The following is a 17,411-nucleotide window of genomic DNA, read 5'->3' as shown; positions in this document are numbered from 1 at the left end:
TACCCGGAAAGCGACGACGCCGGCCCACCGCGGACGGTGGACCGGCGCGCGGCGCGGTCGGGTCAGACCTCGACGACGGTCGGGACGATCATGGGCCGACGGCGGTACGCGTCGTTGACCCAGCGGCCCACCGTGCGGCGGACGATCTGCTGGAGCTGGTGCGGGTCGGTGATGCCGTCCGCGGCGGCCCGGTTCAGCGCCTCGGTGACCAGCGGGACCACCGGGTTGAACGCCTCCGGGTCCTCGGAGAAGCCCTTCGCCGAAACGGTCGGCCCGGCGACCACCTTGCCGGTGACCGAGTCCACCACCACCGTCGCGGCGATGAACCCGCCGTCGCCGAGGATGCGGCGCTCGGTGAGCAGCGACTCGCTGACGTCACCGACGGCGAGACCGTCGACGTAGACGTACCGGCTCTTGACCCGCCCGACCAGGCTGGCACGGCCCTCGACCAGGTCGACCACGTCGCCGTCCTCGCAGAGCACGACCCGGTCCGGCGCGACGCCGGACTCGATGCCGAGCCGGGCGTGCGCCCGCAGGTGCCGCCACTCGCCGTGCACCGGCATCAGGTTGCTCGGGCGGACCACGTTGAGCAGGTAGAGCAGCTCACCGGCCGGGGCGTGGCCGGAGACGTGCACCTTCGCGACGTCCTTGTGCACCACCACGGCACCGGCCCGGGCCAGCCGGTTGATCACGCGGTAGACCGAGGTCTCGTTGCCCGGCACCAGCGAGGACGCCAGCACCACGGTGTCGCCCGGCGCGATGGTGATGTGCCGGTGGTCGCCGCTGGCCATCCGGCCCAGCGCGCTCATCGGCTCGCCCTGCGAACCGGTGGACATCAGCACGATCTGCTCGGGCGGCAGGTTCGTGGCCTCCTCGATCCCGACCACCAGCCCGGCCGGGATGTTGAGCAGGCCCAGGTCGCGGGCGATGCCCATGTTGCGGACCATCGACCGGCCGATCAGCGCCACCTTGCGGCCGTGCTCGACGGCCGAGTCGAAGACCTGCTGCACCCGGTGCACGTGTGAGGCGAACGAGGCGACGATGATCCGCCCCTTGGCCTTCGCGAAGATCGAGTCGAGGACCGGGCCGATCTCCTTCTCCGGCGTGACGAACCCGGGGATCTCCGCGTTCGTCGAGTCGGACAGCAGCAGGTCGACGCCCTCGGCGCCGAGCCGGGCGAACCCGGCCAGGTCGGTGATCCGCCCGTCGAGCGGTAGCTGGTCCATCTTGAAGTCGCCGGTGTGCAGCACCAGGCCGGCCGGCGTACGGATGGCCACCGCGAGCGCGTCCGGGATCGAGTGGTTCACCGCGAAGAACTCGCACTCGAACGGGCCCAGCCGTTCCCGGCCGCCCTCCCGCACGGTCAGCGTGTACGGCTGGATCCGCCGCTCGGCCAGCTTCGCCTCGACGAGCGCGAGCGTGAACTGCGAGCCGACGAGCGGGATGTCCGGCTTGTGCGCGAGCAGGTACGGCACCGCGCCGATGTGGTCCTCGTGGCCGTGCGTGAGCACGATCGCCTGCACGTCGGCCAGCCGATCCAGGATCGGGCCGAAGTCGGGCAGGATCAGGTCCACGCCCGGCTGCTCGACGTCGGGGAACAGCACCCCGCAGTCGACGATCAGCAGCTTGCCGTCGTACTCGAAGACGGTCATGTTCCGGCCGATGGCGCCGAGTCCGCCGAGCGGGATGATCCGCAGGCCGCCCTCGGGCAGCGGCGGGGGCAGTTCACCCTCGATGTGCGCCTCGGTCACGCGTCACCTCATTCTGCGACGCCGTCGCGCGGCGTCCGTCGTGTCGTTGATTCATTCGGGCAGGGGCAGGCCCGCCGCGGCGCAGTCGGCGCGCAGCTGGGCCAGTTCGTCACCGGTGGCGTCGACGAGCGGCGGCCGCACCGGACCGGCCGGGCGACCCTGCGTCCCCAGGCCGGCCTTGACCAGGATCGTGCCCTGGGTGCGGAAGATGCCGGTGTAGAGCGGCAGCAACCGCCGGTGCAGGGCGAGCGCCCGGGCGTTGTCGCCCGCCTCGAACGCCTCGATCATCTGCTTGGTCAGCGCGCCGGTGAAGTGGGTGGAGGTGCCGACCACGCCGACCGCGCCGATCGACAGCATCGGCAGGGTGAGCGCGTCCTCGCCGCTGTAGTAGGCCAGGTCGGTGCGGGCGAGCACCTCCGCGGTGGCGAGCAGATCGCTCTTGGCGTCCTTCACCGCGACGATCCGGCCGTGCTCGGCGAGCTTGACCAGCGTCTCGGTGGCGATCGCGACCCCGGACCGGTGCGGGATGTCGTAGAGCATGACCGGCAGGCCGGTCGAGTCGGCGACCGTGGTGAAGTGACGCAGCAGACCGGCCTGCGGCGGCTTGTTGTAGTACGGCGTGACCACCAGCAGGCCGTGTGCACCGGCCTTCTCGGCCTGCGTGGCCAGCTCGACGGTGTGCCGGGTGTCGTTGGTGCCCACCCCGGCGACGATGCGGGCCCGGTCGCCGACCGCCTCGACCACGGTGCGGATCAGCGACTCCTTCTCCGCCTCCGTGGTGGTCGGGGACTCACCGGTGGTGCCGTTGAGGACCAACGCGTCGTTGCCCTGCTCGTCGACGAGGTATTCGGCCAGCCGGGCGGCGCCGTCGAGATCCAGGCCGCCGTCCGGCGTGAACGGGGTCACCATGGCCGTCATCACTCGCCCGAACGGGCGCGACGCGCCCCGGCTCGGGGCGGCGGAGTGGTCGTGCGTCATGCTCACAACCTAGCGGACGGCCGCCGGTGGCCCGGCGGCGAAGGGCGACGAGTCACTCGGCGTGCGGCGACGCTGCCACCTCGGTGCCGTCAGGCAGGGTGGAGATCTCGAAGTCGGCGAAGACGTTCGGCGCGACGCCCTTGAGCTGGCGCAGGCACTCCACCGCCAGCTCGCGGATCTCCACGTCGGCGTGCTCGGTGGCGCGCATCTTCACGAAGTGGCGCCAGGCCCGGTAGTTGCCGGTCACCACGATCCGCGTCTCGGTGGCGTTCGGCAGCACCGCCCGGGCCGCCTGGCGGGCCTGCTTGCGGCGCAGCGTCGGGTTGGGCTCGTCGGTGAAGCGGCTCTCCAGCCCCTCCAGCAACTCGGTGTACGCCCGCACCGCCGCGTCGGTGGCCTCGACGAACTTCTTGTGCAGCTCCGGGTCGTCGGCGATCACCGACGGCTCGACCATCGCGGCGTCCCGCTCGGGCACGTAGCGCTGGGAGAGCTGCGAGTAGGAGAAGTGCCGGTGCCGGATCAGCTCGTGGGTGAACGAGCGGGAGACGCCGCTGAAGTAGAAGCTCACCGAGCCGTGCTCCAGCACGCTCAGGTGGCCGACCTCCAGGATGTGCGCCAGGTAGCCGGCGTTGGTGGCGGTGGCCGGATTCGGCTTCTTCCAGCTCTGGTAGCAGGCCCGGCCGGCGAACTCGGCGAGCGCCTGCCCACCGTCCGCGTCGGTGGACCAGGGCACCTCTTCGGGTGCCTGGAACTGGGTCCACGCGATCAACTTGACCTGGGGCTGAACCATCTCCGGCATTCCTGCGACTGTAGTGGCCCCGCCCCCCACCGTGGAAATCGGCCACGCGGCCGCACCGCCGGCTCGGCGATCGGCCCCGAAGAAGATCTTGGTAGGAAAGCGCCCCTCCGGGGGCCGTTTCGTACCAAGATCTCGCCAGGGCTGGGCTCCGGGCTAGACGTAGAGCGAGGTGAAGGGGGCCCACGGCAGGTTGCGGACCACCGAGAAGACCCCCCAGGCGGCCAGGAACACGCCGATGACCTTGGGGCTGAACTGGGCCTCGGGCAGCTTCCAGCCGAACGCCCGGTTGCCGGCCCAGGCCACGAAGAGCCAGGTCAGGAACGGCAGCGCGAAGACGAACAGGAAATGGTGCCGGGCTGCGGCGGGCAGGTCGCCGTGCAGCACGTACCAGAGCGCGCGGGTGCCGCCGCAGCCCGGGCAGTCCAGCCCCGTGGTCAGCTTGAGCAGGCAGGTCGGCGCGGCGTCCGGGTCGCTCCGGGTCGGGTCACTGACCAGCGCGTACGCGATGCCGAGGCCGACGCAGCCGAGCGCTGCGAGCGGCACCGCCCAGCGCGGGGCGCGGGCGTGCAGGCGCATCACCAGCCGGGTGAGCCGGTCGCTCTCGACCGGCTGGTACGCCGCCGGGTAACCCGGCCACGGCGCTCCGGGTGCTCCGGGTGCTCCGGGTGGAGCGTGCGGACCGGCGTGCGCGTGCGTCTCGGCGTGCGAAGGCTGCCCGGCGTACGCGTAAGCGTGCGCCTCGCCCTGCGGCCCGGACTCCGGCTGCGCGGGCCCGTGCGGGTGCGGCTCGGTGTGCGGGTCGGGCGCGGTGGCAGGCCGGTCAACGCTCGTCACGCGCTCACCGTACACCGGCCACGCCCACCAACGCGGCGGCCAGCGGCCCCGCGAGGTCGCCCGCGGCAGGCGAGGCGACCGCGTCCAGGCCGAGCCAGCCGGCGAGCCGGTACAGCTCGGCGGCGAGCGCCACCGCGGTCTCCCCCGGGTCGGCGCCCGGCTCGACCCAGGCGGCGGGCACCAGCAGCGCCCCGGCCTTCCGGTCGGCCTTCAGGTCGACCCGGGCGGTGAAGCGCTCGCCCTGGCGGAACGGCAGCACGTAGTAGCCGTAGACCCGCTGGGGCGCCGGCACGTAGATCTCGATCCGGTAGGTGAGGCCGAACAGCCGCTCGGTGCGCGCCCGCTCCCAGACCAGCGGGTCGAACGGGCTGACCAGCGTGTTGCCGCGGACCCAGCGGGGCAGCCGCGCGTCGGCGTGCAGGTAGGCGGGGTGCCGCCAGCCCTGCACGGTGACCGGGGTCAGCTCGCCGGCCTCGACCAGTTCGGCCACCGCCCGCCGCGCCCCGGCGACCGGCAGCCGGAAGTAGTCGCGCAGCTCCGGCTCGGCGGCGACACCGAGGGCGCGGGCTGCGATCGACACCAGCGACCGGTGCGCCTCGGCGTCGGTCGGGGTGGGCGCATCCAGCACGGCGGCCGGGAGCACCCGCTCGGGCAGGTCGTAGCGGCGGGCGAACGAGTTGGTGCGGTCGGCGGCGGTGACCTCGCCGGCCCAGAACAGGAACTCCAGCGCCCGCTTCACGGCCGACCAGTTCCAGCCCCAGTTTCCGGTCTCCCGTGGGGCGTCGTGCTCGATCTCGGCCGCCGTCAGCGGCCCCCGGGCGGCCACCTCGTCACGGACCCAGGCGACCAGCTCGGGCTGCTCCTCGGCGATCCGGCGCATCCCGCCCCACGCCTCGTCGCGGGCCTTGGCCATCCGCCAGCGCAAGGCCGGATGCAGCCCCACCGGCACCAGCGACGCCTCGTGCGCCCAGTATTCGAACAGCTCACGCGGGCGGCGGTAGGCGGCGGTGTCCAGCAGCGCGGTCGGGTAGGGCCCGAGCCGGCTGTAGAGCGGCAGGTAGTGCGCCCGCTGGAGCACGTTCACCGAGTCCATCTGGATCAGCCCGACCCGGTCGAGCACCCGGCGCAGATGGCGGCGGGTGGGCACGCCTGAAGGCGCCGGGTCGGCGAAGCCCTGGGCGGCCAGGGCGATCCGGCGGGCCTGGGCGAGGGAGAGCGATTCCGGTACGGCCATCGCCGGCGACCCTAATCCAGCGGTACGACACCGGGAGCGGCGGCTGGACCGATCGCCCGCCGGGGCATAGAACGGACAGGTGCTCACCATTCGCCGGGAGGAACCGGACGACGCCGAGGCGATCGCCCGGGTGCACGTCCACGGCTGGCAGGCCGGGTACGCCGGGATCATGCCCGAGGAGGTGCTGACCCGGCTGAACCCGCGCGCCTGGGCGCAGCGCCGCCGCGACCTCGGCACCGCCGACCCGGAACACCCGTTCACCACGCTCGTCGCCGAGGACGGCGGCACGATCGTCGGGTTCACCACGTTCGGGCCGTACCGGAACAACCAGGACCGGGGCGACCTCGACCCGGCGCACGGCGAGCTGCTGGCGATCTACCTGGAGCCGGCGCACTGGGGCTCGGGCGCCGCGCGGACGCTGCTCGCGGCGGCTCGCGACGGGCTGGCCGAGCGGGGCTGGACCGGGTACCGGCTCTGGGTGCTCGCCGACAACACCCGGGCTCGCCGCTTCTACGAACGGGCCGGGCACCTACCGGACGGTGAGGAGTCCACCTATCCGGTGCCGCTCTCCGGCGGGCGCACCCCGATCCTGCTCCGCGAGCTGCGGTACACCACCGGAGGCTGACCCGGCCGGGACACCGTCGCCGGGACGCCCACCGCCGGCCGGCATGAGCCGGCGCCGGACCGGCAGCCCGAGCAGCAGCGCCAGGCTGATCCACACGTACGTGTTGCTGCCGAGGAAACCGTCCACGCCGGTGAAGTCCTTCTCCCAGGACCAGACGATCCGGCTGCACAGCAGCGCGTACCCGATCAAGGCGGCGGCCAGCAGCAGACGGCGCCGGCGGCTGCGCGCGGGCGCCGCCATGCCGTTGTCCACGAGCAGGATCAGCCCGGGCAGCAGCCAGACCAGGTGGTGCACCCAGGTCACCGGGCTGACCAGGCACATCACGGCGCCGGTGAGGGCCAGGCCGGTGGCCTCGTCGCCGGCGGCCACCGCCGCCCGCGACCGCCACGCCCACACCACGAGCGTCAGGAGTACGAGCGCCAGCCAGGCGATCGTGCTCGGGTGCTGCGGGTCGAGCCGGGCCACCACCCCGCGCAGCGACTGGTTGGAGACGAACGCCAGCTCGCCGACCCGGTCGGTGTTCCACAGCGCCTCGGTCCAGAACTCCCGGGAGGCGTCGGGGAAGAGACCGGCGGCCACGAGTGTGGCGACGGCAGCCGTGCCGACAGTGGTCAGCGCGGCCCGCCATCGGCCGGTGACCAGCAGGTAGACGATGAAGATGCCGGGCGTCAGCTTGATCGCGGTGGCCAGGCCGATGCCCACGCCCGCCCAGCGGCTGCGCGCCGGCAGCAGCCACAGCAGGTCCACCGCCACCAGGAAGAGCAGCAGCATGTTGACCTGGCCGAAGTTGACCGTCTCGCGCATCGGCTCGTACGCGGCGACCAGGCAGAGCGCGACAGCGAGCGCGAACCAGCGCGTCCAGCCGGACCGGCGGGCCACCGGGTCGAGCAGCCGCCAGATCACCACGGCGCTCGCCAGCACCGTCGCGGTCACGCTCACCACGATCGCCGCGCTCCACGGCAGGTAGGCCATCGGCAGCATCACCAGGGCGGCGAACGGCGGGTAGGTGAAGCCGTACTGCGTCCCGGGGCGCAGGAAGTCGTAGATCTCTCCGCCGTCACGCGCCCAGTACGTCAGCGCGCCGTAGTAGACCTGCAGGTCGAAGAAGCCGTGCCGCACCGCCGCCACGGAGAGGAACACGGTGACCGCCGCGGCGAGCGCCACCACGGCGACGACCTGCGTGATCGTCCGCCCGGCACCCTGCGCCACCGTCACCCTCCTCGCCCTGCGTAGGCTCACGTGTCATGGCTGCAGGCTACGTCCGGCCCGCGCGTCCCGAGGACGCCGGCGAGATCGCACGCATCCAGCTCGCGACCTGGCGGGTCGCGTACCGCCGGATCCTGCCCCGGCACGTGCTCGACAACCTCGACGAGGCGTACCTCGCGCGGCGGTGGAGTGCGGCGGTGCAGGAGCCGCCCTCGGGCGCGCACCGGGTGCTGGTCGCCGTCGAACAGGCGGCGCAATCCTATCTGGTGGGGTTCGTCGCCTCCGGTCCGGCCGACGCCGACGCGCTCGCCCCGGACGAGCCGGCCGAGGCGCTCGGCTCGGGCGTCGCGGCGGTGACGGACCTGCTTGTCGAGCCCCGGTGGGGGCGGCGCGGGCACGGCAGCCGGCTGCTCGCCGCGGCTGTCGACCACTGGCGGTCCGACGTGCTGACCCGGGCGGTGGCGTGGACGTTCGACGCCGACGCGGCGACCCGCAAGTTCCTCGGCTCGACCGGCTGGGAGCCGGACGGCGCGGCCCGGGCGCTGGACGTGGACGACATGCTCGTCCCCCAGCTCCGCTTCCACGTGGCGGTCCCGGAGGAAAATCTTCCGCCGCAGCGATGAGTTCCGCTCGTCTCGCCGGTCCACCCTCGCGTGGGTGGGCCGGCGGTCCCGGCACGGGGCAGGACCGCCACCCCACCCGCCGCACCCCCGTCCTCACCCGGTCGATCATGAAGTTGTCGGCAGTCGGGGAGATCGAGAAGGCCGCCAACCTCATGATCGACCGGGGGCAAGCCCGGGGGTGAGGGTCAGGCGGGAAGGAGTTCGGCTACCAGTTCGTCGTCCTCCATCACGCCAGTGGGGTGGAAGCCCAGGGACGTGTAGAGGGCGGCGGCGGGCTTGTTGTCGGGGTGGTAGCTGAGGCGGATCGGCCGGCCCGCCTCGGCGAGCCAGTCCGCGAGCGTCCGCACCGTCGCGCGTCCCAGGCCCCGGCCCTGCTCGGCGGCGTCGATCACCATGCCGCCGATCCAGCGCGACCCGTCGTCGTCCACGCCCCACATGACGTGGCCGACGACAGTCTCGTCGGCGTAGACGGCCAGCGAGTTCCAGACGTCCGAGCGTTCCGTGAGGAGCAGGTAGCGGGCGGCGAGCGCGGCCACGAAGGCGCGCTGGTCGTCGTGCGGCGCGACGTCCGCCACGGCCCGCCAGTTGTCGTCGTCCACCGGGCGCAGCGTCACCCGGCGGCCGGTGCGGTCGGAGTGTCCGGAATCGATCATGGAAAGTAGCCTAGGTCGACGCCCCCGACCAGGCAAAACGGTTTCCCCCAGCGGGCCGGGGGAAACCGTTTTGCCGGTCAGTCGAGCAGGGCGTCCAGGCCGACCGTCAGACCGGGCCGGCGACCCACCTCGCGGACCGCGAGCAGCACGCCGGGCATGAACGACACCCGGTCGTACGAGTCGTGCCGGATGGTGAGCGTCTCACCCAGGGTGCCGAACAGCACCTCCTGGTGGGCGACCAGGCCGGTGGCGCGTACCGCGTGCACGCGTACCCCGTCGATGTCGGCGCCGCGGGCGCCGGCCACCTCGTCGCGGGTGGCGTCCGGCGCGGGCCCCAGACCGGCCTCGGCGCGGGCCGCGGCGATCAGCCGGGCCGTGTGGGTGGCGGTGCCGCTCGGCGCGTCCAGCTTGCGCGGGTGGTGCTGCTCGACGATCTCGACCGACTCGAAGTAGCGGGCGGCGCGCGCCGCGAACTGCATCATCAGCACCGCGCCGATGCCGAAGTTGGGGGCGATCACCACGCCCACGCCGGGCCGGTCGGCGAGCCAGCCGCGCACCTCGGCGAGCCGCTGCTCGGTGAAGCCGGTGGTGCCGACCACCGCGTGCACGCCGTTCTCGACGCACCAGCGCAGGTTGTCCATGACCGCGTCGGGGGTGGTGAAGTCGACGACCACCCCGGCGCCCGCCCGGGCCACCGCGTCCAGGTCGTCGCCCTGGTCGACTGCAGCGACCAGATCCAGGTCGGCGGCGGAGTCGACCGCCTTGCAGACCTCCATGCCCATCCGGCCCCGGGCACCAAGCACACCGACCCGGGCCGCCGTCTTCTGCTGCTCAGTCACGGCCCACAACCTATCCCAGCGCCCGGCACGGGGTCCGGCGGACCGGCGGGCCGCTCAGCTCGTGACCGCGAAGCTCCCGGAGTCGAACGGGCCGACCACCGCCAGGGACATCGGCCGGCCGAGCAGGTCGGCGGCGAGCGCGTTCACGTCGTCGAGCGTCACCGCGTCCACCCGGGACAGCAGGTCGTCCACCGGCATCAGGTTGCCGTAGAGCAGCTCGCCCTTGGCGAGCCGGCTCATCCGCGAGCCGGTGTCCTCCAGCCCGAGCACGAACGAGCCCTTGCTCATCCCCTTGCCCCGGGCCAGCTCCGCCTCGGTGATCCCCTCGGCGGCCACCCGCGCCAGGCCCGCACGGGTCAGGTCCAGCACCTCGTCCACCTTGCCCGGCGCGCAGCCGGCGTAGACGGCGAACACGCCGCTGTCGGCGTACTGGCTGGCGTACGAGTAGACCGAGTACGCCAGGCCCCGCTGCTCCCGGATCTCCTGGAACAGCCGGCTGGACATGCCGCCGCCGAGCACGTTGTTCAGCACGCCGAGGGCGAACCGCCGGTCGTCGGTGCGGTCGATCCCCGGGCAGCCGAGGATGACGTGCGCCTGCTCGGTCTCCTTCGGCTCGACGAGCGTGGTGGCCGGCTTGGTGCGTACCGCCGGGGTGGCCGACCGGTGCGGCGCGGGCGACGCCGGGTCGGTGTCCAGCGGGGTGCCGCGCAGCGCCTGCCGGACCAGCTTGACCACCGCGGCGTGGTCGAGGTTGCCGGCGGCGGCGATCACGATCTGCGGCGCGGTGTAGCGGCGGCGGTAGAAGCTCTGGATCTGCCGCCGGGTCATCGGCGTGACCGTCTCCTCCGTGCCGGAGATGAGCCGGCCCAGCGGGTGGTCGCCGTAGACGGCGCGGGCGAACAGGTCGTGCACCTCGTCGCCGGGCTCGTCGTCGTGCATGGCGATCTCTTCGAGGATGACGCCGCGTTCGGTCTCCACGTCGGCGGGGGCGAGCACCGAGTCGGCGACCAGGTCGCACATGACGTCGATGGCCAGCGGCAGGTCCTCGTCCAGCACCCGCGCGTAGTAGCAGGTGTATTCCTTCGTGGTGAAGGCGTTCGTCTCGCCGCCCACGGCCTCGATCTGCGCCGAGATCTCCAGCGCGCTGCGCTTGTTGGTGCCCTTGAACAGCAGGTGCTCCAGGAAGTGCGCGGCACCGGCCTGCGTGCCGGTCTCGTCGCGGGAGCCGACCGCCACCCAGATGCCGAACGACACGCTGCGCATCGCCGGGATCGCCTCGGTGAGCACCCGCAGCCCGCTGGGCAGCACGGTACGGCGGACGGTGCCGCCGAGCGGGTCGTCGCTGAGCGTACGGGTGACCGCGCGGGCCGCCGAGCCGATCGGCGCCACCCCCCGTCCCGTCGAGGCGCCTGACGAACTCACGAGAACCTGCTCTCCGGATGACGAGGAACGGCGGGACGTACGACGGCTCCAGCTCGCGCGGGCGACCTGGAGCCGTGGGCCGGCCCGGGTGACGCGGACGTCACCCGGGCCGGTCGGTGGATCAGCTGTGCCGGGTCCGGCGACGCGGACGGGACTCGCCGCCGCCCTCGCCACCCTCGGAACGACGCTCCCGGTCACCCCGGTCACCCCGGTCACGCGGGCCGCGGTCGCCGCCACGGTCCCGGCCGGACGGACGGTCGCCACCCTCGGCGGCGGCCGGCGCCTCGGCGCCCTCCGGGCGGACCTTGTCCAGGTAGATCTTGCCGCGGGCGTCGATGTCCGCGATCTCCACCTCGACCTTGTCGCCGACGTTGAGGTAGTCCTCGACCTTCTCGACCCGCTTGCCGTCGCCCACCTTGGAGATGTGCAGCAGGCCGTCGCGGCCCGGCAGCAGCGAGATGAAGGCGCCGAACGCGGCGGTCTTCACCACGGTGCCGAGGAACCGCTCGCCGGCCTTGGGCAGCGTCGGGTTGGCGATCCCGTTGATCCGGTCGACTGCGGCCTGGGCGGACGGGCCGTTCGTGGCGCCGACGTAGATCGTGCCGTCGTCCTCGATGGAGATCTCGGCGCCGGTCTCGTCCTGGATCGCGTTGATGGTCTGGCCCTTCGGGCCGATCACCATGCCGATCTTGTCGACCGGGATCTTGACGGTGGTCACCCGCGGGGCGTAGTCCGACATCTCGGCCGGCGCCTCGATGGCCCGCTGCATCACGTCGAGGATGGTCTGCCGGGCCTCGTGCGCCTGCTGGAGCGCGGCGGCCAGCACGTCCGACGGGATGCCGTCCAGCTTGGTGTCGAGCTGGAGCGCGGTGACGAAGTCACGGGTGCCGGCGACCTTGAAGTCCATGTCGCCGAACGCGTCCTCGGCACCGAGGATGTCGGTCAGCGTCACGTACTGGGTCTTGCCGTCGACCTCGTCGGAGATGAGGCCCATGGCGATGCCGGCGACCGGCGCCTTCAGCGGCACACCGGCCGAGAGCAGGCCCAGCGTCGAGGCGCAGACCGAACCCATCGAGGTGGAGCCGTTGGAGCCGAGCGCCTCGGAGACCTGCCGGATGGCGTACGGGAACTCCTCGCGCGAGGGCAGCACCGGGATCAGCGCCCGCTCGGCGAGCGCACCGTGGCCGATCTCGCGCCGCTTCGGCGAGCCGACCCGGCCGGTCTCACCGGTCGAGTACGGCGGGAAGTTGTAGTTGTGCATGTAGCGCTTGCGGTTCTCCGGCGACAGCGTGTCCACCATCTGCTCCATGCGCAGCATGTTCAGCGTGGTGACGCCCAGGATCTGGGTCTCGCCGCGCTCGAACAGCGCCGAGCCGTGCACCCGCGGCAGCACGCCGACCTCGGCGGTCAGCGGACGGATGTCACGCGGGCCGCGGCCGTCGATGCGGACCTGCTCGCGCAGCACCCGGTTGCGGACCTCGGACTTGGTCAGCGACCGGAACGCGGCGGAGAGCTCCTTCTCGCGGCCCTCGAACCGGCCGGTCAGCTCGTCGGCGACCTTGGCCTTGATCCGGTCCAGGGCCTCCTCGCGGTCGGCCTTGCCGGCGATCTTCAGCGCCTCGGCGACCTCGGCGCGGGCCACCTCGGCCACCGCGTCGTACGCGTCGTCCTGATAGTCCAGGAAGATCGGGAACTCGGCGACCGGCTTGGCGGCCACCTCGGCCAGCTCGCTCTGCGCCCGGCACAGCTCGCGGATGGCCGGCTTGGCGGCCTCCAGGCCGCTGGCCACGATCTCCTCGGTCGGCGCGGTCGCGCCGCCCGAGATCAGGGTCACGGCGTTCGGGGTGGCCTCGGCCTCGACCATCATGATCGCGACCTCGCCGTCCGCCAGGGTGCGGCCGGCCACGACCATGTCGAAGGTGGCCCGCTCGAGCTCCTCCAGGGTCGGGAAGGCGACCCACTGGCCGTCGACGTGCGCGACCCGGGTCGCGCCGATCGGGCCGGAGAACGGCAGGCCGGACAGCTTGGTCGACATCGAGGCGGCGTTGATCGCCACTACGTCGTACGGGTGCTGCGGGTCGAGTGCCAGCACGGTCTCGACGACCTGGACCTCGTTGCGCAGGCCCTTGACGAACGACGGGCGCAGCGGCCGGTCGATCAGCCGGCAGGTGAGGATGGCGTCCTCGCTGGGCCGGCCCTCGCGGCGGAAGAACGAGCCGGGGATGCGGCCCGCGGCGTACATCCGCTCCTCGACGTCCACGGTCAGCGGGAAGAAGTCGAACGACTCGCGCGGCTGCTTGCCGGCAGTGGTCGCGGAGAGGACGACCGTCTCGCCGAGCTGGGCGACGACGGAGCCGGCGGCCTGGCGGGCCAGACGGCCGGTGGAGAAGGTGATCTCACGGGTGCCGAAGGCCCCGTTGTCGATCACCGCGGTGCGGGATTCGGTGCCGAGGTTGGTCTCGGTCATGTGCTGTGGTGCTCCTTCGCGTCGTCGGCCGACGACACGGGAACTGCTCAGGCGGCCGGTCTTCGATCGAAGCGCCCGGGACGGCCGGCGTCGTGCCGGGATTCCCGGGGGCCACTACCGGAGACCGGTGCTGACCGGCTCCCTCTTCGGGTGTCGCGCGGCCGGGTTCTTCGGTGGTACCGGAACGGGGGAGCAGCCAGGCGGCCACTCCCCCGTCAGGTCATCGGCGCAGGCCGAGCCGCTCGATGAGCGACCGGTAGCGGTTGATGTCCTTCTTCTGGACGTAGTTCAGCAGCCGGCGGCGCCGGCCGACCAGCAGCAGCAGCCCACGGCGGCTGTGGTGGTCGTGCTTGTGCACCTTCAGGTGCTCGGTGAGCTCCGCGATCCGCTTGGTCAGGACCGCGACCTGCACCTCGGGCGAGCCGGTGTCGCCCTCGGCGGTGGCGTACTCCTGGCGGATCTTGGCCTTGGCTTCCTGGTCGAGCGCCATGTTCTCCCTGTTTCGTGGGTCATTCGATGAGGTCCGGAGCGGTCGTGGTGACCGGTGCAACGGACCGGTTCCTCGCACCCGCGGCGTCGTGCAGGCACGCGAGGCCCCCGTCGGTCAGCCGACGTCTCCGTCAGCCTACCAGCCCTCGGGACGGACGGCCGGTCAAGGTGCCCCCGCGCCGGTCAGAGCACCGCCCGGCGGGTGCGTTCCACGTCCTCGGCGATCTGGGCCACCAGCGGTTCGATCGCGTCGTATGTCCGCTGCTCACGCAGGTGCGCCACGAAGTCCAGGGCCAGCCGCTCGCCGTACAGGTCGCCGCTGAAGTCCAGCGCGTACGCCTCCACCCGCCGTTCCCGGCCGGAGAACGTCGGGTTGGTGCCGATCGACACCGCCGCGGCCAGCGGTTCACCGTCGCGGCGCACCAGGCGGGCCGCGTACACGCCGTCGGCGGGCACCGCCGCGTACCTGTGGGTCAGCAGGTTGGCGGTGGGGTAACCCAGCTCACGTCCGCGCTGGTCGCCGCGGACCACCACGCCCTCGACCCGGTGCGGGCGGCCGAGCGCCGCCGCCGCCGCGCCCACGTCGCCCGCGTCGACGCAGGACCTGATGTACGTGGAGGAGAAGACCGTTCCCGCCTCGGCGACCAGCGGCGCCCCCTCGACGGCGAACCCGAAGGTACGGCCCAGCCGCTCCAGCAGCGGCACGTCACCGGCGGCCCGGTGCCCGAACCGGAAGTTGTCGCCGACCACCACCAGCGCGGCGTGCAGGTGCGCCACCAGGACGTCGTGCACGAACGCCTCGGGTGGCAGCCGGGAGAACTCGACGGTGAACGGCACCACGCAGAGCACGTCCACGCCGAGCGCCTCGATCAGCTCGGCCTTGCGCGCCGGCTCGGTGAGCACGGCCGGGTGCGAGCCGGGGCGCACCACCTCGGCCGGGTGCGGGTCGAACGTCACCACCACCGACTTGACGCCCAGCTCCCGGGCGCGTGCCACGGCGTGCCCGATGGTGGCCTGGTGCCCCCGGTGCACGCCGTCGAAGACGCCGATGGTGACCACCGAGCGTCCCCAGCCGCCGGGCGCCGCCTCGTACCCCCGCCACCGCTGCATGCCGTTCCTCCCCCTGTCCGCCCGCGCGCCGTTCAGGCCGGGGCCAGCACGATCTCCGCGCGGGCCCGACCGTCCCGCTCGCTGACGATAGCGATCAGCCCGCCCGCCGGGTCGAAGACGGCGTACGGCCCGGTGATCCCGGCCGGCGCCAGCGGCCCGCCGTGGGAGAGCACCCGGGTCTCGTCGGCGGTCGCGTCCCGGCGCGGGAAGAACCGCGCGGCGGCGGCGTCCAGCGGCAGGTTCACCACGTCCGGTGCGCGCTCCTCGAGCTGGTCGAGCGTGGCCGCCTCGTCGAGCGTGAAGCCGCCCACAGCGGTCCGGCGCAGCGCGGTGAGGTGGCCGCCGACGCCGAGCGCCGCGCCCGCGTCGCGGGCCAGCGCCCTGATGTACGTCCCGGACGAGCAGGTCACGTCCACGTCCACGTCCACCACGTCCGGGACGTCCCGGCGGATCGCCAGCACGTCCAGCCGCGACACGGTGACCCGGCGGGCGGGCAGCTCGACCGCCTCGCCGTCACGGACCCGCTTGTACGCCCGCTGACCGTCGATCTTGATGGCGCTCACCGCGCTCGGCACCTGGTCGATCTCGCCGGTGAGGGCGGCCAGCGCGGCGCGTACCCCGTCGTCGGTGACCGCACCGGCCGGTGTGGTCGCGACCACCTCGCCCTCGGCGTCGTCGGTGACGGTGACCTGCCCCAGCCGGATCGTCGCGGCGTAGCTCTTGCCGGCGCCGATCACGTACGTGAGCAGCCGGGTCGCCCGGCCCACACCGATCACGAGGACGCCGGTGGCCATCGGGTCGAGCGTGCCGCCGTGACCGACGCGGCGGGTACGGGCCAGCCGCCGGATGCGGGCCACCACGTCGTGCGACGTCATGCCGCCGGGCTTGTCGACCACGATCAGACCGTCTGTGCTCACGACCGCCAAGCCTGCCAGACGCCGGTGATCGGCCCTGCGGGGGATACCGCCCAGCTTCGGCGGGGTGTCAAGATCGTGCGCCCCCGACCCGTCTGCCCGGGAAGTCCGATGACCGATCACCGCTCCGCCTCCGATCCGTACGCCACCGATCGTCCGACGGAGGACGAGCTGGGACGGGTGCCCGAGTGGCTGCGCCGGCCCGCGCCGGAGGTCGAGCCGGGCCGCGGCGACCGCCTGCGGATCGCGCTCGGCGGGCACTCCGGCAAGCTGCTCGGCGGCGTGGTCGTGCTGGTGCTGCTCGCGTTCTTCGGGCTCGTCGGGGGCCTCGGCTACCAGGGTTTCCAGCGCTGGCGGGAACCGGCCGCCGAACACCCCACGGTCAGCCTGCCGGTCGGTGAGCAGGCGTCCTCGTCGGCGTCCCCGCCGCCGGCCGCCGGCCCGTTCGACGGCACCCCGGCGGCCGCCTTCCCGGAGGGCACGGCGGGGATCGCGCTGCCCCGGGCCAAGCAGACCGGCGCGTTCAGCGAGAAGCAGGTGGCCGACACGCTGGCCAAGGTACGCACGGCGCTGGTGACCGCCCGGCTGGACCGCACGTTCTTCACCGCGAAGAACCCGGAGCGGCTGGTCCGCCAGTTCGCCCCGGACGCGCGGGCCGACCTGCGCGACGACTTCCCCACCGGCGAGGCGGGCACCTACGCGACGCGGCTGGCACCCGGCGCCCAGCTCACCGCCGACCAGCCCCGGGTCAAGGGGCGGATCAGCTACCGCGCGACGAAGGACTCCCAGGGCATCCGGCTGCTGGAGGTGACGACGAACTTCGTCTGGGCGTACGCGTTCCCCACCGCGAGCACCGAGCCGGGCGACGGCGTCGTGGTGGTCCACGACACGGTGGTGTGGAGCGTCGCGCATCCGGACGACGTGGACCGCAGCTCGGCCGGGCTGTGGATCGACAAGGCCGACTCGTACGCCTCCAACATCGATTGCGCGGCGTTCGACAAGGGCTTGCTCAAGCTCGGCAAGCCGTCGTTCGGCGGGCCGGCCGACCCGGACCCGGACGCCGTCTTCGACCCGGACAAGACAGTCGACCTGCCGGACACCTGCTGACCCGCCCCGCCTCACCACGCCGCCCCACGGTAGGAGCCTTTCGATGAGCGACGCCCCGCCCCCGCCACCGCACCGTGCCCGGGTCGACCTGCCGGACTGGATGCGCAATCCGGAGCCGCCCCGCCGTACCCTCGGCCGCCGCCTGTCCGACCTGGTCGACGGCGTACCGGCGCTGGCGGCGGCGCGCCGCCGGATCTGGGCCTGGCAGGGCCGGACCCGGTTCGGCGAGCGGCATCCCACGATGGCCGCGATCGGGGCGTTCGTGTTCGTCCTGGTGACCGCGACGCTGCTGGTCGTCGGCACGCTCTACCTCGCGTGGGCGATCCGGCAGGGGCGGATCTGACCGGCACGGAACGGGAC

At 73.0% G+C, this 17,411-nt stretch carries 17 protein-coding genes; 4 read left to right on the top strand and 13 right to left on the bottom strand.

Annotation, left to right across the window (positions count from 1 at the left end; translation table 11 throughout):
- Positions 1-62: 62 nt before the first annotated feature.
- The 5 genes from IRY44_RS08130 to IRY44_RS08110 form a co-directional block, all read right to left on the bottom strand.
- Positions 63-1,751 (bottom strand): ribonuclease J, encoded by a 1,689-nt coding sequence (locus IRY44_RS08130; protein WP_135243833.1) that lies wholly within the window; start codon positions 1,749-1,751, stop codon positions 63-65.
- Positions 1,752-1,802: 51 nt separating this feature from the next.
- Positions 1,803-2,729, bottom strand: coding sequence for a 4-hydroxy-tetrahydrodipicolinate synthase (dapA, locus tag IRY44_RS08125; protein WP_194799806.1), 927 nt, complete (start codon positions 2,727-2,729; stop codon positions 1,803-1,805).
- Between the two features lie 52 nt (positions 2,730-2,781).
- Positions 2,782-3,519 carry an FAD-dependent thymidylate synthase gene (gene thyX / locus IRY44_RS08120; protein ID WP_194799842.1) on the bottom strand — a complete coding sequence of 246 codons (738 nt, stop codon included), beginning with the start codon at positions 3,517-3,519 and terminating at the stop codon, positions 2,782-2,784.
- Positions 3,520-3,681: 162 nt separating this feature from the next.
- Complete coding sequence (locus IRY44_RS08115) at positions 3,682-4,362, bottom strand: DUF2752 domain-containing protein (protein ID WP_370584884.1); 681 nt, start codon at positions 4,360-4,362, stop codon at positions 3,682-3,684.
- Positions 4,363-4,366: 4 nt separating this feature from the next.
- The gene (locus IRY44_RS08110; protein ID WP_194799804.1) at positions 4,367-5,596 is read right to left on the bottom strand and encodes a winged helix-turn-helix domain-containing protein; all 1,230 of its coding nucleotides are present in this window, start codon (positions 5,594-5,596) and stop codon (positions 4,367-4,369) included.
- Positions 5,597-5,675: 79 nt separating this feature from the next.
- Here IRY44_RS08110 and IRY44_RS08105 point away from each other — a divergent pair, with 79 nt between their 5' ends.
- Positions 5,676-6,221, top strand: a complete 546-nt coding sequence (locus tag IRY44_RS08105) for a GNAT family N-acetyltransferase (protein WP_194799803.1) — start codon at positions 5,676-5,678, stop codon at positions 6,219-6,221.
- Here IRY44_RS08105 and IRY44_RS08100 read toward each other — a convergent pair.
- Positions 6,126-7,430: a glycosyltransferase family 87 protein gene (locus tag IRY44_RS08100; RefSeq protein ID WP_194799802.1), complete on the bottom strand. Its 1,305-nt coding sequence runs from the start codon at positions 7,428-7,430 to the stop codon at positions 6,126-6,128. The genes IRY44_RS08105 and IRY44_RS08100 overlap by 96 nt on opposite strands.
- A 35-nt stretch (positions 7,431-7,465) precedes the next feature.
- Between IRY44_RS08100 and IRY44_RS08095 the strand changes: the two genes are divergently transcribed.
- Complete coding sequence (locus IRY44_RS08095; RefSeq protein WP_194799801.1) at positions 7,466-8,050, top strand: GNAT family N-acetyltransferase; 585 nt, start codon at positions 7,466-7,468, stop codon at positions 8,048-8,050.
- A 185-nt stretch (positions 8,051-8,235) separates the two neighbouring features.
- Here IRY44_RS08095 and IRY44_RS08090 read toward each other — a convergent pair whose 3' ends face one another.
- The 7 genes from IRY44_RS08090 to truB all read right to left on the bottom strand — a co-directional run bounded on the left by IRY44_RS08090 (position 8,236) and on the right by truB (position 15,947).
- Positions 8,236-8,703, bottom strand: a complete 468-nt coding sequence (locus tag IRY44_RS08090; protein ID WP_194799800.1) for a GNAT family N-acetyltransferase — start codon at positions 8,701-8,703, stop codon at positions 8,236-8,238.
- Between the two features lie 77 nt (positions 8,704-8,780).
- Positions 8,781-9,542 carry a 4-hydroxy-tetrahydrodipicolinate reductase gene (gene dapB, locus IRY44_RS08085; protein ID WP_194799799.1) on the bottom strand — a complete coding sequence of 254 codons (762 nt, stop codon included), beginning with the start codon at positions 9,540-9,542 and terminating at the stop codon, positions 8,781-8,783.
- A 54-nt stretch (positions 9,543-9,596) separates the two neighbouring features.
- Positions 9,597-10,964 (bottom strand): pitrilysin family protein, encoded by a 1,368-nt coding sequence (locus IRY44_RS08080; RefSeq protein ID WP_194799798.1) that lies wholly within the window; start codon positions 10,962-10,964, stop codon positions 9,597-9,599.
- A gap of 121 nt (positions 10,965-11,085) precedes the next feature.
- Complete coding sequence (locus IRY44_RS08075) at positions 11,086-13,431, bottom strand: polyribonucleotide nucleotidyltransferase (protein ID WP_194799797.1); 2,346 nt, start codon at positions 13,429-13,431, stop codon at positions 11,086-11,088.
- 220 nt (positions 13,432-13,651) lie between these two features.
- On the bottom strand, positions 13,652-13,921 hold the full coding sequence (gene rpsO / locus IRY44_RS08070; RefSeq protein WP_013284678.1) for a 30S ribosomal protein S15: 270 nt from the start codon (positions 13,919-13,921) through the stop codon (positions 13,652-13,654).
- Between the two features lie 182 nt (positions 13,922-14,103).
- The gene (locus IRY44_RS08065) at positions 14,104-15,030 is read right to left on the bottom strand and encodes a bifunctional riboflavin kinase/FAD synthetase (RefSeq protein WP_013284677.1); all 927 of its coding nucleotides are present in this window, start codon (positions 15,028-15,030) and stop codon (positions 14,104-14,106) included.
- Between the two features lie 32 nt (positions 15,031-15,062).
- Positions 15,063-15,947 carry a tRNA pseudouridine(55) synthase TruB gene (gene truB, locus IRY44_RS08060; RefSeq protein ID WP_194799796.1) on the bottom strand — a complete coding sequence of 295 codons (885 nt, stop codon included), beginning with the start codon at positions 15,945-15,947 and terminating at the stop codon, positions 15,063-15,065.
- 108 nt (positions 15,948-16,055) lie between these two features.
- Between truB and IRY44_RS08055 the strand changes: the two genes are divergently transcribed.
- Positions 16,056-17,051, top strand: a complete 996-nt coding sequence (locus tag IRY44_RS08055) for a hypothetical protein (protein ID WP_194799795.1) — start codon at positions 16,056-16,058, stop codon at positions 17,049-17,051.
- Between the two features lie 43 nt (positions 17,052-17,094).
- Positions 17,095-17,394 (top strand): hypothetical protein, encoded by a 300-nt coding sequence (locus IRY44_RS08050; RefSeq protein WP_194799794.1) that lies wholly within the window; start codon positions 17,095-17,097, stop codon positions 17,392-17,394.
- Positions 17,395-17,411 lie beyond the last annotated feature (17 nt).

Origin of the sequence: Micromonospora sp. ANENR4 (assembly GCF_015354395.1) — a bacterium.
GTDB classification, from domain to species: Bacteria; Actinomycetota; Actinomycetes; order Mycobacteriales; family Micromonosporaceae; genus Micromonospora; species Micromonospora aurantiaca.
The sequence above is the reverse complement of the archived record's forward strand: the minus strand, read 5'-3'. Positions and strand labels throughout refer to the sequence as shown.

Excerpts from the sequence above, each read along its gene's own strand:
- dapA (WP_194799806.1), bottom strand. The coding sequence starts at position 2,729 with ATGACGCACGACCACTCCGCCGCCCCGAGCCGGGGCGCGTCGCGCCCG.
- thyX (WP_194799842.1), bottom strand. The coding sequence starts at position 3,519 with ATGGTTCAGCCCCAGGTCAAGTTGATCGCGTGGACCCAGTTCCAGGCA.
- IRY44_RS08110 (WP_194799804.1), bottom strand. The coding sequence starts at position 5,596 with ATGGCCGTACCGGAATCGCTCTCCCTCGCCCAGGCCCGCCGGATCGCC.
- IRY44_RS08095 (WP_194799801.1), top strand. The coding sequence starts at position 7,466 with ATGGCTGCAGGCTACGTCCGGCCCGCGCGTCCCGAGGACGCCGGCGAG.
- IRY44_RS08090 (WP_194799800.1), bottom strand. The coding sequence starts at position 8,703 with ATGATCGATTCCGGACACTCCGACCGCACCGGCCGCCGGGTGACGCTG.
- IRY44_RS08075 (WP_194799797.1), bottom strand. The coding sequence starts at position 13,431 with ATGACCGAGACCAACCTCGGCACCGAATCCCGCACCGCGGTGATCGAC.
- rpsO (WP_013284678.1), bottom strand. The coding sequence starts at position 13,921 with ATGGCGCTCGACCAGGAAGCCAAGGCCAAGATCCGCCAGGAGTACGCC.
- IRY44_RS08065 (WP_013284677.1), bottom strand. The coding sequence starts at position 15,030 with ATGCAGCGGTGGCGGGGGTACGAGGCGGCGCCCGGCGGCTGGGGACGC.
- IRY44_RS08055 (WP_194799795.1), top strand. The coding sequence starts at position 16,056 with ATGACCGATCACCGCTCCGCCTCCGATCCGTACGCCACCGATCGTCCG.
- IRY44_RS08050 (WP_194799794.1), top strand. The coding sequence starts at position 17,095 with ATGAGCGACGCCCCGCCCCCGCCACCGCACCGTGCCCGGGTCGACCTG.